Source organism: Sphingomonas phyllosphaerae FA2 (assembly GCF_000427645.1).
Taxonomy (GTDB): Bacteria; Pseudomonadota; Alphaproteobacteria; order Sphingomonadales; family Sphingomonadaceae; genus Sphingomonas; species Sphingomonas phyllosphaerae.
In genome coordinates this window covers 515,507-530,943 of record NZ_KE386571.1, presented here as the reverse complement: position 1 = coordinate 530,943, position 15,437 = coordinate 515,507, and the positions used below count along the sequence as shown (strand labels likewise).

General features: G+C 66.0%; 10 protein-coding genes and 1 tRNA gene. 3 read left to right on the top strand and 8 right to left on the bottom strand.

Features of this window, described 5'->3' with window-relative positions:
• Positions 1–24 precede the first annotated feature (24 nt).
• From SPHPH_RS0102825 to lon, 5 genes are all read right to left on the bottom strand, one after another.
• Positions 25–2,847: a TonB-dependent receptor domain-containing protein gene (locus SPHPH_RS0102825; RefSeq protein WP_028965331.1), complete on the bottom strand. Its 2,823-nt coding sequence runs from the start codon at positions 2,845–2,847 to the stop codon at positions 25–27.
• A 94-nt stretch (positions 2,848–2,941) separates the two neighbouring features.
• Complete coding sequence (locus SPHPH_RS0102820) at positions 2,942–4,603, bottom strand: hypothetical protein (protein WP_028965330.1); 1,662 nt, start codon at positions 4,601–4,603, stop codon at positions 2,942–2,944.
• A gap of 481 nt (positions 4,604–5,084) precedes the next feature.
• A tRNA-Val gene (locus SPHPH_RS0102815) sits at positions 5,085–5,159 on the bottom strand.
• Positions 5,160–5,220: 61 nt separating this feature from the next.
• Positions 5,221–5,493 (bottom strand): HU family DNA-binding protein, encoded by a 273-nt coding sequence (locus SPHPH_RS0102810; RefSeq protein WP_028965329.1) that lies wholly within the window; start codon positions 5,491–5,493, stop codon positions 5,221–5,223.
• Between the two features lie 162 nt (positions 5,494–5,655).
• The gene (gene lon / locus SPHPH_RS0102805) at positions 5,656–8,052 is read right to left on the bottom strand and encodes an endopeptidase La (protein WP_028965328.1); all 2,397 of its coding nucleotides are present in this window, start codon (positions 8,050–8,052) and stop codon (positions 5,656–5,658) included.
• On the opposite strand from lon, the gene SPHPH_RS0102800 reads away from it, so the two are divergent.
• On the top strand, positions 8,051–9,811 hold the full coding sequence (locus SPHPH_RS0102800) for a M1 family metallopeptidase (RefSeq protein WP_081668461.1): 1,761 nt from the start codon (positions 8,051–8,053) through the stop codon (positions 9,809–9,811). The two genes, lon and SPHPH_RS0102800, sit on opposite strands and share 2 nt — an antisense overlap.
• Positions 9,781–10,026 carry a hypothetical protein gene (locus tag SPHPH_RS0102795; RefSeq protein WP_028965326.1) on the top strand — a complete coding sequence of 82 codons (246 nt, stop codon included), beginning with the start codon at positions 9,781–9,783 and terminating at the stop codon, positions 10,024–10,026. Before SPHPH_RS0102800 ends, SPHPH_RS0102795 begins: the two co-directional genes overlap by 31 nt.
• A gap of 91 nt (positions 10,027–10,117) precedes the next feature.
• On the opposite strand, the gene SPHPH_RS0102790 is transcribed toward SPHPH_RS0102795, so the two are convergent.
• Both SPHPH_RS0102790 and clpX read right to left on the bottom strand, forming a co-directional pair.
• A complete protein-coding gene (locus SPHPH_RS0102790) occupies positions 10,118–11,242 on the bottom strand; it encodes a calcium:cation antiporter (protein WP_051272800.1) in 1,125 nt (374 codons plus the stop codon).
• Between the two features lie 379 nt (positions 11,243–11,621).
• Positions 11,622–12,890, bottom strand: coding sequence for an ATP-dependent Clp protease ATP-binding subunit ClpX (gene clpX, locus SPHPH_RS0102785; RefSeq protein ID WP_028965324.1), 1,269 nt, complete (start codon positions 12,888–12,890; stop codon positions 11,622–11,624).
• A gap of 264 nt (positions 12,891–13,154) precedes the next feature.
• On the opposite strand from clpX, the gene SPHPH_RS0102780 reads away from it, so the two are divergent.
• A complete protein-coding gene (locus tag SPHPH_RS0102780; RefSeq protein WP_028965323.1) occupies positions 13,155–14,723 on the top strand; it encodes a hypothetical protein in 1,569 nt (522 codons plus the stop codon).
• On the opposite strand, the gene clpP is transcribed toward SPHPH_RS0102780, so the two are convergent.
• Entirely contained in the window at positions 14,707–15,396 is a 690-nt protein-coding gene (gene clpP / locus SPHPH_RS0102775) for an ATP-dependent Clp endopeptidase proteolytic subunit ClpP (RefSeq protein WP_028965322.1), read from the bottom strand. The genes SPHPH_RS0102780 and clpP overlap by 17 nt on opposite strands.
• Positions 15,397–15,437: the final 41 nt, after the last annotated feature.

The window sequence follows — 15,437 nt, the reverse complement described above, 5'->3', positions numbered from 1 at the left end:
CATGGCAGGCACCAGTCCTACCGGTCAGAACGTCACGCTCGCCCCCAGCGTGAACAGGCGGCCGAGGCGATAGCGGTTGATGTCGACGCGATTGCCGCCGTCGAAGGTCTGGAATTCCTGATAGCGCGTGCCGGTCAGGTTGCGCATCTCGGCCTTGATCTCGACCTTCTTGCTCATGAAATCGACCGTCTGGCGCGCGACGAAGTCGAGGCGGATGCCGGGCCGTTCGATGATGTCGGGCTGGAAGCCGGCACCGCCCAGCAGCGACGGGCCGCGGTTGGTCACGCGCTCGCTGGCGTAGTTGAACAGCAATGTCGCCTGCGTGCCGTTGTCCTTGTCCTCATAGCCGAGCTGAAGGTTGACGAGGTGGTCGGACTGGCCGGTGAGCGGTGCGCCGTCGCGGAACAGGCTGGCGGCGGGGGCGAAATTCGGCTGACAGCCGCCGAGCGTCGTTCCTTCCAGCACGCCGGGAACGCAGGTCTTGTCCGCGCTTAGCGCCGAATGCGTCCAGGTGTAGTTGGCGATCACGACCGCGCGCTTGCCCGCCATGCCCTCGGAGATGAAGTCGAGCGGGATGTACTTCTGCGCCTCGATCTCCGCGCCGTACAGCCTGGCGCGCGGCAGGTTGGTGAAGCCGGTCTGGAGCCGCGCGTCGGGGGTCGGGAAGAAGCCGACCTGCTCGATCGGATTGTCGATCCGCTTGTAGAAGCCCGCCAGCGTGATCCGCTGGTCACGCGCGAAGAACCATTCGTAGCGCGCCTCGAGATTGTAGAGTTCCGAGTCCTTGAGGCGCGGGTTGCCGAAGAACAGGCGGTCGGATTCGAAGTCGCGGAACGCCTGCGGGGCCAATTCGCGGAACTGCGGGCGCGCAATCGTCTTCGATGCGGCGAGGCGCAACTGCATGTCCTGCGCGAAGTTCCACGTCAGCGTCGCGCCGGGCAGGAAATAATCGTTCTTCAGGCGCGTGCCGGTGGCGTTGATCGGGGTGACGCGCTGCGTCGCGGTTTCGTAGCGGACGCCGACGATCGCGCGGACGCCATCGAACGCCTCGGCCTCGGCCTGCACATAGCCGGCGTGGACGCGCAGCAGCGCGTCATAGGCGTAGGAGCCGTTCTGGCCGGCGTCGAAGCGCATCTGCACCGCGGTGTCGGACGCGTTGCCCGCGCCGGGCACCGGGCAGCCGTTCACCACATCGGGCGACAACAGGTAATCGGGGCGGAACAGGTTGCACGGGAACGGGATCGCCCCGCCCACCGCGGTTTGATAGACGAAGGGAAGACGCGTCGAGGTGCGCTCGTTCTCCGAATAATAATAGCCCGCGGACAGCGTCATCGGGCGATCGCCCGCGAACTTGTAGGCGACGTCCGCCTGCCCCGAATACAGGTTCTCGTTCAGCTCGCTGAACACCACCGTCGCGAACCGGTCGAAGGCGTTGGTCGCCTGCCACACGCCCGGGCAGCTCACCCCGGTGTCGGATACCGGCGCGTTGCTCAGGTTGGTGTTGAGCGAGGTGTTGCAGAGATAGATGAACTGCCGCTCGTACGGCGAGTTGCGCTGCGAATTGGCATAGGCGCCGCGCACGTCGATCGACAGATCCTCAAGCGGCTTGAACTCGCCGACCAGCTGCGTTTCGATCAGCTTGCGCTCGAACCAGCTCGTGTTCTGCTGGAACAGCGGGTTGCCGCTGGAATTGTTGTAGACGGTCGCCGCCGACGCACGCCCCTGCTTGAGCGTGTCGTGGATGTAGACGTTGGTCCAGCGGACCTTGTTCTCGCCGAATTCCAGCCCGAAGCCGAGCAGGCCGTTCACCACCGCGCGATTGTCGGTGATGACGGTGTCGAAATCGTTGCGGATCGTGCCGTCGTCACTGACGGTATCCTGCTGCACCGCGTCGCGGGTGCGCCAGTTGTTCGACACGCCGACGCTGCCGATCAGGCCGACGCGCGCGCCACCGATATCGCCGGTGACGCCGAGATCGAGGCTGCCCGAATAATTCGCCGGAATGTCGCTGTTGCGCTGAAGGAGCGTCGTGCGCGCGTTCGACAACTGAAGCACCTGCGCGCCCGGGATCACGCCGTTGCCGGCCGGCGCCTGCTTGATGAAATCGGGGACGTTGCGCTCGCCGCCGTCATAGCCGAGCCAGTCGGTCTTCGAGCCGAAATAGGTGTAGCCGAGCCGGCCGGTCGTCTCGGTATCGATCCCGCCCGAGGCGCCGACGGTGAAGAAATTCTCGTCCGGGATCGCCTTGGTCGTCAGGTTGATGACGCCGCCGCCGAACTCGCCGGGATAGTTCACCGAATAGGTCTTCTGGACGAGCGCCGAGCCGACGACCGTCGTCGGGAAGATGTCGAGCGGAACGGTGCGGCGCAGCGGCTCGGGGCTGGGCAGCGGCGAGCCGTTGAGCAGCGCCGACGAATAGCGATCGCCCAGACCACGGACGAAGACATAGCCGTTGCCGACCACCGACAGGCCGGTGACGCGCGTCAGCGCGCCGGCGATGTCGCCCTCGCCCGTCCGCGCGATGTCGGCGGTCGACAGCACGTTGACGACCTGCGCGGTGGCGCGAACCGCATTCGGAATGTTGCGCCCGACGACGACGATGTCGCCGGCGGTGCTGGCGTCGACGCCGGGGGCGGAAATCTCGGCCTGATCATCAGCGGCACCCGGCACTGCGTCCTGCGTCGCCTGCGCCTGCTGCTCCGGCGCGGGGGCCTGGCCGGGTGACGTCGTGCTGGTTTGCGGCGGACCGGCGGGCGCCGACGGAGCCGGAGCGACCTGCGCAAGCGCCGCGGGGGCGACCAGCGTGGTCGTCAGGAGAAGAAGCGAAGCAAGGGTGCGCTGGCGCATGTCGAATTCCAGTCTGGTTCTAAAAAGCGGGCCCGGGTGGCGCGATCAGGCGCTCCCCGGGCTCCGCTGAGCATCACGAGGGGCTAAGAGCGCCTCAGCGGCCCTGGCACTGGAAGTAGATCGAGTTGAAGGTCGGCGGGCCGACGTCCTGCAGCGCACTGTCCGCCGAGCGGATCGTGGAGCGGTCGTTGCCGGTCGCAGCAGCCCCGTTCACCGCGTTGCCCGCGATGACGTTGAGGCAGGCCGCGCCCGACTGGGTCTTCACGATGCCGTTGACGAAGGCGAAGTCCGCACCGCCGCGCAGGCGGATCGCGGCCGGGGCCGAGTTCGTCTGGACGAAGGTGAAATTGGCGTAGCGGCCGTAGGTGCGCGGCAGCGCGTCTTCCTGGCCGTTCGAGTCGATCTCGGTCGCGAAGGAGTCGGCGGTCGAGCCGCCGGCCTTCTGCGCCGCGATGATGAACTGCATGAACCCGCGCCAGCCGTTGTCGACGTCGAAGCCGTCGTCGTCGGCGCCGGTGACCACGAAATACTTCAGGTTGGTCGCGCCACCGAAGATCTCGATGCCGTCATCCGCCGAATTGTGGCTCTGGACGTGATCGATCGTTGTGCCCGAACCGGTGCCGCCGAGCGTGAGGCCCTGCAGTTCGTTGCCTTCGCTGATCGCGATGCCGGTGTAGCGGATCTGCACGTACTGCAACGTGCCCGAGCTGTCGGCCTGGTTCGAACCACCGTAGAAGCGGCCGGTCACGCCCTCGATCGCCTGCTGGCAGGTCGTCGACGAACCGTTAGCGTCGTTCGGGCCCGTGCCGGTGGCGCAGACCGCGGTCGGCGCGCGGCCGAGCAGCACGACGCCGCCCCACAGGCCCTGCGACGAGTCCGACACGCCGTTATTCACGAGGTTCTGCTGCGCGGTGAAGATGATCGGCGCGTCGGCGGTGCCGACCGCGTTCAGCTTGCTGCCGCGGTTGACGAGGATCAGATCGTTCGACGTCTCGGTCGAATCCGCCGCCAGCACGACGCCGGGCTGGATCGTCAGCGTGGTGGCCGACGTGCCGTCTACGCCCACTTCGGTCTGCCCGCGGAAACGATAGACCAGACCAGGGATCTTCGCGAGCGTCAGGTCGGCGGTGATGAGCTGCGGCAGGCGGCAATAGCGGAACGTGCCGGCGGTCGTGACCGTGCCCGCGCTGTTGCGAATTTCGTTGGTGCCATCGTCGGTCAGACCGGTCGGGCAGGACGCCGCCGGGGTGCCGGTGCCGATCGACGGCACCGCGGTGCACGATCCGCTGTTCAGGAAGGTCGCGCTCGACGAATTGCAGGTCCAGCCCGAGAAGCTGTTGTCGTTCGGACCGCTGAGCGCGCCGACGAAGCTGGTGTTCTGAAGGAAGGCGGTGTTGCCCAGCACCGTCTGCGGGTTGCTGGCGATGGCCAGCGAGGTGCCGCTGACCGGATAGACGCCGTTCAGCGTCGTGCCGAAGCCGTTCAGATTGTTGTTCTGTCCGGCGTTGACCAGCGCAACCTGCTCGTCGGCGGTGATCGTGACGCCCGACTGGGTCGTGGCGAGCGCGAACTGCGCGGCGGTCAGCGGGGTCGGCGTCGCGGTACCGGTCGGCGTGGGAGTCGGCGCCGGCTGGTTGATCGTGATCGGAATGCTGCCAGCGCCTGGCGACGCCACATCGTCCGCACCGCACGATGCCAGGAACAGGGCGGCACTGGATGCCAGCAGCATGTGGCTGCGGCGGCTGAAGCTGACCATGAACTCACTCCCTTCGAGATTCGGACCCTTTGCCAAGGCCCCGATCCGAGTCGGACCTGACTGTCCGCTCGATCGTCGAAAGCGCCGCTAGTCGGTGAGGATGACAGCTGAATGCGATTTCAGCGACGTTTGCGTGACGCAAGCGTTACGGTTGCGTGACATGTGCAAAGTTGAGACGTGCGCGGTGCCGCGTCCTTTCAACTACTTAGGCTTTTCGAGCATCCGCGGGAAGCGGGAGATCACGTCTTGCGAAGATCGTACGGGTCCGGTTGCATGAAATTTACGCGGCAAGATTGTGAATAGGAGCGGGAACCCGGAACCTCTGACGTGGCGGCTCACCCGGAAACCTGCTCGTCTGGATTCCTGCCTGCGCGGGAATGACGATGAACTGGGGTGGCAGAAACCGCGGATCGACTTCATCGTCCCAAACGCGAAAAGCCCCGCCGGTCGGAGCGACCGGCGGGGCTTTTCGTGAACCGGATGGTGGGCGCGACAGGGATTGAACCTGTGACCCCACCCGTGTGAAGGGTGTGCTCTACCGCTGAGCTACGCGCCCATCCGTTGGCGGAGCGGCGCAATTACGCAAGCCCCCCCGCCCTGTCCAGAGCAAATCCGCGTCAGTTGAGCGAATCCTTCAGCACCTTGCCGGCCTTGAACTTCGGCTGGCTCGACGCCTTGATCGTCATCGGTTCGCCGGTGCGCGGGTTGCGGCCCGTCGAGGCCTTGCGCTTGCTGACCGCGAAGGTGCCGAAGCCGACCAGACGGACTTCGTCCCCCTTCTTCAGGCATGCCGAGATGGTGTCGAACACCGCCTCGACCGCGCGGCTCGCCTCGTTCTTCCCCAGTCCGGCGGCCGTCGCGACCTGCGCGATCAGTTCCTGCTTGTTCATCCCGCAAAACCCCACTTTCAAAAGTCATTACGTAATTGGAATGGATTCGCGGATCGAAACCCGCATCCGCCCATTAACGCGGGTGCCCATGGCGGAGTCAAACGAAACCGCCGCACCGAAATATCGGTACGGCGGTCACAATAAACTGACAAACTATGTAATTTAGTGATGTAGTTCGCCACCAACCGGCGTGATCGGCGCCGGTGGCAGCGCGGCCAGTTCGTCGGCCTCCGTCCAATCGATGGCCTCCAGCGGACGCACGAGCGCGAGCCGCAAAACCTCATCGACATGCGACACCGGCACGATCTTCAGCCCGTCGCGAATGTTCTGCGGGATCTCGGCGAGGTCCTTCTCATTCTCCTTGGGGATCAGCACCGTCTCGATCCCGCCGCGCAGCGCGGCGAGCAGCTTTTCCTTGAGCCCGCCGATCGGCAGCACGCGCCCGCGCAACGTCACCTCGCCGGTCATCGCCACTTCCTTGCGGACCGGCGTGCCGGTCAGCGTCGAGACGATCGAGGTGACCAGCCCGATGCCCGCCGACGGACCATCCTTGGGCACCGCTCCCTCGGGCAAGTGGATGTGGATGTCCTTGCGGTGGAACAGGCTGGGCTTGATCCCGAACGACGGCGAGCGCGCCTGAACGAACGAGAAGGCGGCCTGCACCGATTCCTTCATCACGTCGCCGAGCTTGCCAGTGACCTTTGCCTGTCCCTTTCCGGGAACCGTAACGCTTTCGATCGTCAACAATTCGCCGCCGACCTCGGTCCAGGCGAGTCCGGTGACGCCGCCGATCTGGTCCTCGGTTTCCGACAGGCCATGACGGAATTTCTGTACGCCTGCGAAGTCGGACAGATTGTCGGGCGTGATCGTGACGCTTTCCGCCTTACCTTCGAGGATCTGGCGCAGCGCCTTGCGGCACAGCTTCGCCAGCTCGCGCTCCAGCGTACGCACCCCCGCCTCGCGGGTGTAGCGCTGGATCAGCGCGCGCAGACCCTCGTTGGTGAGCGTGAACTCACCCGGCTTGAGCCCGTGCGCCTCGATCTGCTTGGCGACCAGATGGCGCTCGGCGATCTCGACCTTCTCGTCCTCGGTGTAGCCCTCCAGCCGGATGATCTCCATGCGGTCGAGCAACGGCTGCGGCAGATTGAGCGAGTTGGCGGTGCACACGAACATCACGTCCGAGAGGTCGATGTCGATCTCGAGGTAATGGTCGTTGAACTTCGCGTTCTGCTCCGGGTCGAGCACCTCGAGCAGCGCCGAGGCGGGGTCGCCGCGGAAATCCTGGCCGAGCTTGTCGATCTCGTCGAGCAGGAACAGCGGGTTGCTAGCACCGGCCTTCTTGAGATTGGTCACCACCTTGCCGGGCAGCGAGCCGATGTACGTCCGGCGATGGCCGCGGATCTCGGCCTCGTCGCGCACGCCGCCCAGCGACTGGCGGATGAACTCGCGCCCGGTCGCCTTGGCGATCGACTTGCCCAGCGAGGTCTTGCCGACGCCCGGCGGGCCGACGAGGCACAGGATCGGTCCCTTCAGCTTGTTGGTGCGCGCCTGCACCGCGAGGTACTCGACGATGCGGTCCTTGACCTTCTCCAGCGCGTAATGATCCTCGTTGAGGATCGCCTCGGCGGCGGGAATGTCCTTCTTGATCTTGCTCTTCTTGCCCCAAGGCAGCCCGAGCAGCACGTCGAGATAGTTGCGCACGACGGTCGCCTCGGCGCTCATCGGCGCCATCGTCTTCAGCTTCTTCAGCTCGGCGGTCGCCTTGGTGCGGGCCTCCTTCGACAGCTTGAGCGTGGCGATCTTCTGGGTCAGCTCGGCGATCTCGTCGCCCTCGCCTTCCTCGCCCTCGTTACCCAGCTCGCGCTGGATCGCCTTCAGCTGCTCGTTGAGGTAATATTCGCGCTGCGTCTTCTCCATCTGACGCTTGACGCGGCTCTTGATCTTCTTCTCGACCTGCAGGACGCCTAGTTCGCCTTCCATCAGCGCATAGGCCATCTCCAGCCGCTTGAGCGGATCGGCCTCCATCAGCAGCGCCTGCTTCTCCGCGACCTTCACCTGGATATTGCCCGCGACCGTATCCGACAGCCGGCCGGCGGCGTCGATCTCGGCGAGTTGCGCGGCGAGTTCAGCGGGCAGCTTGCGGTTGAGCTTCGCATAATTCTCGAACTGGTCGACGACTGAGCGCATCAGCGCCGCCGCCTCCGGCCCCTCAGCCTCGGCATCGGCGACCGGCGCGACCGTGGCGGTCAGGAACTCGCCGCCTTCCTCCAGCGTCTCCAGCGTTGCGCGCGCCTTGCCCTCAACCAGAACGCGCACCGTACCGTCTGGCAGCTTGAGCAATTGCAGCACCGTGGCGGTGACGCCCATCGAATAGAGATCGTCACGTGCGGGATCATCCTCGGCCGGGTCGAGCTGCGCGACGAGGAAAATCTCCTTGTCGGCGGCCATTGCGGCTTCCAGCGCGGCGACCGACTTGTCGCGACCGACGAACAGCGGCACGATCATATGCGGGAAGACGACGATGTCGCGAAGCGGCAGAACGGGGAAAGCAGACGTCATGTATACTCCGGTACCGCCCGTGTGGGGCGGCCAACACCGTTTATATGGTGCGTTCGCGCGCGGCATCAATCTTCTGCTCGCGCTGGCCGTCCCGACGTCGGTCGCTGCCGCGCAACTGCCGGAAAAGGGCGAGCCGCCGATCAGCGAGCAGACGCAGCTTTCAGGGGGCGTGCGGCCGGCCGGGCAGGCCGATCTGACGCTGCGGTCCGCCGATCTGTCGTTCGCGCCCGACCCGGCGACGCGACGGATGACGGCGCGCGCGACCCTGGTAGTGGCGGCGAAGCGCGACGTGGCGGCGATCACGCTCGATCTTGATTCGAACTATCAGGTGCGATCGGTGACGCTCGACGGCAAGCCGGTGCGCGCGGAGCGGCCGGACGGGCGGATCGTCGTGGCGCGTGCGCTGGCGGCGGGTAAGCAGGTGACGATCGCGATCGCCTATGACGGCACGCCGCACGTCGCGGTCAACGCGCCGTGGGACGACGGAATGGTCTGGTCCCGGACGCCCGATGGCCGCCCGTGGATCGCGAGCACGACCGAGGGCTATGGCTGCGACCTGCTGTGGCCGTGCCTCGACTTCCCGACCGGCGAGCCCGAGGTGGCGACGCTCCACATCACCGCGCCCAAGGGGTTGAAGGCGCCGTCGAATGGTCGGCTGCTCGGCGTGGACACGCTCGCCGACGGACGCACCGTCTGGCACTGGCGCGCGCGCCAGCCGAACACCTATGCGATCGCGATCAACATCGGGCCGTATGAGGTGATCGAGGGCAGCTACAAGAGCCGCTTCGGCAACACGATCCCGTTGTTCTATTGGCATTTGCCCGGTGAGGGCGCGCAGGCGCGCAAGCTGTTCGACGAATTTGCGCCGACGCTCGATTTCTTCGAGAGCGTGATCGGCCCCTACCCCTTCGGCGACGAAAAGCTGGGCGTGGTCGAGACGCCGCACAAGGGCATGGAGCACCAGACGATCAACGCCTATGGCAATGGCTATGCCAAGGCGCCCGAAGGGTTCGACTGGCTGTTCCACCACGAATTCAGTCACGAATGGTTCGCCAACCAGCTGACCGCCACGAACTGGGACGATTACTGGCTGCACGAAGGCTTCGGCAGCTACATGCAGCCGCTCTATGGCCAGTGGCGCGAGGGCGACGCGCGCTATGCGGTGATGCTGGAGGCGCAGCGCAACCAGATCACCAATCGCGCCCCGATCGTCCGCGACCGCGTGCTGACCGAGGAAGAGGTGTACGAGCCCACCAAGGGCGGCGCGGGCACCGACATCTATTACAAGGGATCGTGGACGCTCCACACGTTGCGCTGGCTGATCGGCGACCACGCGTTCTCCGATTCGGTGCGACGCGTCGTTTATGGGCGGCGCGACCCGAAGCCGGGCAATTTCAGCCCGCGCTATGGCTCGACCCGCGAGTTCGAGGCAATCGTCCGCGAGGAGAGCGGGCGCGATCTGTCGTGGTTCTTCGACACCTATCTGCGTGATCGTGCGTTGCCCGAGCTGGTGACGACACGTGACGGCGATACGCTGCGGCTCGCATGGCGGACGGAGCGCGCGCGTGTCTTTGCGATGCCGGTCGAACTGACCGTCGATGGCGTGGCGCGGCGCGTCGAGATGCCGGACGGCACGGCGACCGTCGCCGTACCGGCCGGCGCGCATGTGGTGATCGATCCGGCGGCGCGCATCCTGCGGCGATCGGTGGCGGTGGAGGAGTACCAGCAATGGCGTCAACAGCAGCAGAAGCCCCGCTGACCGCGCGCGTGCTTGAGATGACGGCGGTGTTCATGATCGGCGACGGGTTGCTCGGGCTAACGCAGACCGCGCGGCATACCGACTTGTGGAAGGAGAACGCGCTGGGCGCGGAGCGGACGGTGCGGCCGTTCGTCGGTCGGCCGGGGCGGCGGCGGCTGTATGCGGTGGTGCAGATCGCAGCAGGGCTAGCATTGGCGGCGCGGCAGCGGGGGTAGCGCCGCAACGCTCGTCATTGCGAGCGCCGCGAAGCAATCCAGGGCGTCTTGGTCCGGCTCTGGATTGCTTCGCTGCGCTCGCAGTGACGGATCAGGGCACAACCGTCGTGAACAGATACACCGCGAAGATCACCAGATGCACCGCGCCTTGCAGCACGGTGGTCCGCCCGGTGCCGAGCGAGATCGTCGCGATGAACAGCGACAGCGCGAGCAGGATGATCTTCATCGCGCTGAGCCCGAGCGCGAGCGGCAGGTCGAGGACGAGGCTGACGATCGCGACCGCCGGGATCGTCAAGCCGATCGTCGCCAGCGCCGAGCCGAGCGCGAGATTGAGGCTGGTCTGGATGCGATTGCGCGCCGCGGCACGATAGGCGGCGAGGCTTTCGGGCGCGAGCACCAGCGCCGCGATCACGACGCCGACCACCGCGAGCGGCAGTCCGGCGCCGAGCACCGCTTCCTCGACGGTCTGCGACAGCGCCTTCGCGAGCAGCACCACCGCGACCAGCGCGACCAGCAAGGTGCCGAACGCAACCGTCGTGGTGGCGCGCGTCGGCATCGCGGCATGACCGTCTTCATCGCCATGTTCCGGAAGGAAATATTCGCGGTGGCGCAAGGTCTGCACCATCACGAACACGCCATACAGCAGCAGGCTGACCACCGCGACCAGCACCAGCTGCGAGGTCGCATAATAGGGCCCCGGTGTGGTCAGGGTATAATTGGGCAGCACCAGCGTCAGCACCGCCAGCGCAGCCAGCGTGCACAGCGCGGCGCTGACCCCGCGCAGCGTGAAGCGCTGCTCGCCGTGCCGGACGCCGCCGACCAGCAGGCACAACCCGATGATCCCGTTGAGGATAATCATGATCGCCGCGAAAACCGTGTCGCGCGCGAGCGCCGAAGCGTCGCCGGCGTCGGAGAGCATCAGCGAGACGATCAGCGACACCTCGATCACCGTCACTGCAATCGCGAGCACCAACGTGCCGAACGGCTCGCCGACGCGGTGCGCGACGACCTCGGCATGGTGAACCGCGGCGAGCACGCAGCCGAACAGCACGATCGTCGCGCCGATCGTCCCCGCGGCTCCCATCTTGTAGAGAGACAGCAACACGGTCAGCAAACCGAGCGGCGGCATTGCCAGCGTCCACAACGGCAGATCGAGCCGGTGGAGCAGCGAACGGCGGACATCGGCCGGTGGCAAAGCGTCGTCTTCGGTGGTCATGCGATCTGGCGGGCTCCCTTCCCCCGACCAATGCATGACGCGCGGACATGATCCGCAGGTGTAACGATGGGTAGGTCCCGGCGTCTGCGCCGGGCGGAAGCGCTGTTTCCAAGCGCGATCGATTTCTGCCGAACGATTTCCGCCGAACAACCCCGCTCTTCCGTCATCCCGGACTTGATCCGGGATCCCGCTTCTACCCCGGTTGCCGAAGAAGCGGCGCCCCCGGATCAAGTCCGGAGTGACGTAAAATCGAGAAGAGAAGCCGTCCCTATTCCCGTGATCACCGGCTTGATCCGACGTTCCGCGCTTTCACCAACGTCGCGGGGAAGCGGGGTCCCGGGTCAAGCCCGGGACGACGATGGTTAGGAGGCGGGCCGCGTTATGCGACCTCGCCGGCCTTCTTGCTCTTTTCGGCGTAGACGCGGACCGGGTCCTTGCGGCCCTCGACCACATCCTTGTCGATCATGACCTCATCGACCGAGTCCATCCCCGGCAGATCGAACATCGTATCGAGCAGGATGCCCTCGAGGATCGAGCGCAGGCCGCGCGCACCGGTCTTGCGCTCGATCGCCTTCTTGGCGACCGTGGTCAGCGCGTCGTCGGTGAAGCCGAGCTTGACCTCCTCCATCTCGAACAGCTTCTGATACTGTTTGACCAACGCGTTCTTCGGCTCGGCGAGAATCTTGACCAGCGCCGGGATGTCGAGGTCCTCCAGCGTGGCGATCACCGGCAGACGGCCGACGAACTCGGGGATCAGTCCGAACTTGAGCAGATCCTCCGGCTCGGTCTGGCGCAGCACCTCGCCGGTGCGACGCTCCTCCGGGGTCGCGACATAGGCGCCGAAGCCGATCGACTTGCCCTGCAAGCGGTCGCCGATGATCTTCTCGAGGCCTGAGAAGGCGCCGCCACAGATGAACAGGATGTTCGTCGTGTCGACCTGCAGGAACTCCTGCTGCGGATGCTTGCGCCCGCCCTGCGGCGGCACGCTGGCGGTGGTGCCTTCCATCAGCTTGAGGAGCGCCTGCTGGACGCCCTCGCCTGACACGTCGCGGGTGATCGAAGGATTCTCGGCCTTGCGGCTGATCTTGTCGATCTCGTCGATATAGACGATGCCGCGCTGCGCGCGCTCGACGTTGTAATCCGATGCCTGAAGCAGCTTCAGGATGATGTTCTCGACATCCTCGCCGACATAGCCGGCCTCGGTCAGCGTGGTGGCATCGGCCATCGTGAACGGCACGTCGAGGATGCGCGCGAGCGTCTGCGCCAGCAACGTCTTGCCGCAGCCGGTGGGACCGACGAGCAGGATGTTGCTCTTCGCCAGCTCGACATCGGCGCCCTTGGCGCCGTGATTCAGCCGCTTGTAGTGATTGTGGACGGCCACCGACAGCACGCGCTTCGCCTGCTTCTGCCCGATGACATAATCGTCGAGCACATCGCAGATTTCCTGCGGCGTCGGCACGCCACCATCCTTCTTGGCGACCAGCGCGGACTTCGTCTCCTCGCGGATGATGTCGTTGCACAGCTCGACACATTCATCGCAGATGAAGACGGTGGGTCCGGCGATCAGCTTGCGCACCTCGTGCTGCGACTTGCCGCAGAACGAGCAATAGAGGGTGCTCTTGCTATCGCCGCCACTAAGTTTCGTCATTCAGTCCATCCTTCGTCGCGGATCGTCGACCCGCCAGTGCGCGGCGCAGGCTAACGCACCGCTCCTTAAGCAACAACGTACAAAGCGCCGTTTTTCCGCAGACCGTTCCGGATCGGCGCTCCGCCGTCCGCATCGGCGTATATCGCTGTTGCATGCGCGACCTTCAAGGGCGGCGGCGCGCCACTTGACTCCGCCCGCCATGCCGTCGACCGTAACATCGAGACGCGTCGCGGGGGACGCCCGTCTTCCGGGGGAATTCAGGACATGACGACTGCGCCGGCGGCGCCCTTGCGGCACGCGATCGATCCGGGTCGGGGCACATCCGGGCTGCCGTCGCTGTCGGTCATCGTGCTGACGATGCTGGCGCTGGCGCTGCCGATCCTGCTGACCCCGATCCCGCTGCTGATCGACCTGCCCTCGCACATCGCGCGGTTTCACGTCGAAGAGACGATCGCGCACAACCCGGCGCTGGCGGCCAATTTCACCTATCAGTGGCGGTTCATCCCGAACCTGGGGATCGACCTGATCGTCGCGCCGCTGGCCGGCCTGATCGGGGTCGAGAACGCGGCGCGGATCGCGGTGGCGACCATTCCGGCGCTGGGCGGTCTCGGAATGTTGCTGATCGGCGCGGCGCTGCACGGGCGGCTGACCGCGGGTGCGTTGCTCGCGCTGACGCTGAATTACGCTTACCCGCTGACATTCGGGTTCGTGAACGCCTGCCTCGCCGTGTCGCTGGCGCTGGTGGTGTTCGGTCTGTGGCTGCATTTCGGCAACATGGGACGTGTACGGGCGCGATTGGTGCTGGCGGCGGTTTCGGCGCCGGTGATCCTGACCGCACATATCATCGGCTTCGGCGTGCTCGGGTTGCTGGCGGGGGGTGCCGCGATGGCCGAACGGCGCGAGGATTGGCGGCATCCGGTGCGATTCACGATCGGCGTTGTGCGGCCGATGCTGCCGTTCGCATGGCCGCTGGCCTTCCTGCTGCTGTGGCAGACCGGCGAAGCGCCGCCCAGCAGCGAGTGGTTCGCGTGGGCGCAGATCGCGCGCTGGCTGGTCGGCGTGCTGCGCGACCGCTGGATGCCGATCGACATTGCCTCGGCGTTGCTCCTGTACGCGGCCGTGGCGCTGGCGGTGGCGCTGGCGATTATCGGGCGACCGCGATTCGTGATCGAATGGCGCGGCGCGGTACCCGCTGCGATCCTGTGGATGGCGGTCATCCTGTTGCCCGGGCGCATGTTCGGGTCCGAATTTGCATCGGTCCGGCTGATCCCGGTAGCGCTGTCGATCTCGTTGCTGGCGGTGCGCGAGCGGCGCGGTGACGCGCGGACGCTGATGGCGGTGGCGCTGGGGTTCCTGGGACTGCGGCTGGCGCTGACGACGGCGTCGCTCGCCACCGCATCGGCGCAGGCGGAACGCGAACTGGCGGTGCTGCCGATGATCCCATCGGGGGCGCGGGTGGCGGCGATGTCGATCGTGCCGTGCGCGCGCGAATGGGCGCCGCCGCGGCTGAGCCACATCCAGTCCTACGCGACCACCCGTCGCGATGCGTTCGCCAACGGACAGTTTTCGGCGGTGGCGGGGCAGGCGATGGGGCTGACATCGCGCATCGATCCGGTGCTGGCCGAATTGTTGAGCACCGGCACGGTCGAGCGCTGCGACCGGTTCTTCCCGTCCACTCCGCTGCACGAGACGCTGGCGGGGCTGCCGTGGCGCGGGGTCGATTACCTGTGGTTGATCGACGCCGGCGATACCGCAGTGCCGCTCCCGGCCGGCGCCCGCCTGGTCTGGCGGAGCGACCGGTCGCGGTTGTACGAGATCAGGCCGCCGCGCTGACGTCCTCGGTCGGCTGCGGACGCTTGTCGAACACCTGATCGATCAGGCCGAACTCCTTGGCCTCTTCGGCGCTCATGAACTTGTCGCGGTCCATTGCGCGCTCGATCTCCTCAAGCGGCTTGCCGGTGTACTTGGCATAGAGCGTGTTGAGGAAGTGGCGCATCCGCAGGATTTCGCGCGCCTGGATCTCGATGTCCGCGGCCATGCCCTGCGCCCCGCCCGACGGCTGGTGGATCATGATGCGGCTGTTGGTGGTCGCCACGCGCATCCCCGGCTCACCCGACGCAAGCAGGAAGCTGCCCATCGACGCCGCCTGACCGATGCAGAGCGTACCGACGCGCGGCCGGATGTACTGCATCGTGTCATGGATCGCCATGCCCGCCGTGACGACACCGCCCGGCGAGTTGATGTACATGTAGATGTCCTTCTTCGGGTTTTCCGATTCGAGGAACAGCAACTGCGCGCAGATCAGGCTGGCCATGCCATCCTCCACCCCGCCGGTGACGAAGATGATCCGCTCGCGCAGCAGCCGCGAGAAGATGTCGAACGAGCGTTCGCCACGGTTCGACTGCTCGATCACGATCGGGACCAGTCCGGCCGAGGTCGGTTGCAGGCCGATCCCGGCGCTCGCCAGCTTGCCCGCGAAGTCGCCGGTCTCGAACGGATTGTGCATGGAAACTCTCTTTTCGCTTAGGAAGAGCCGCAACATCGGTG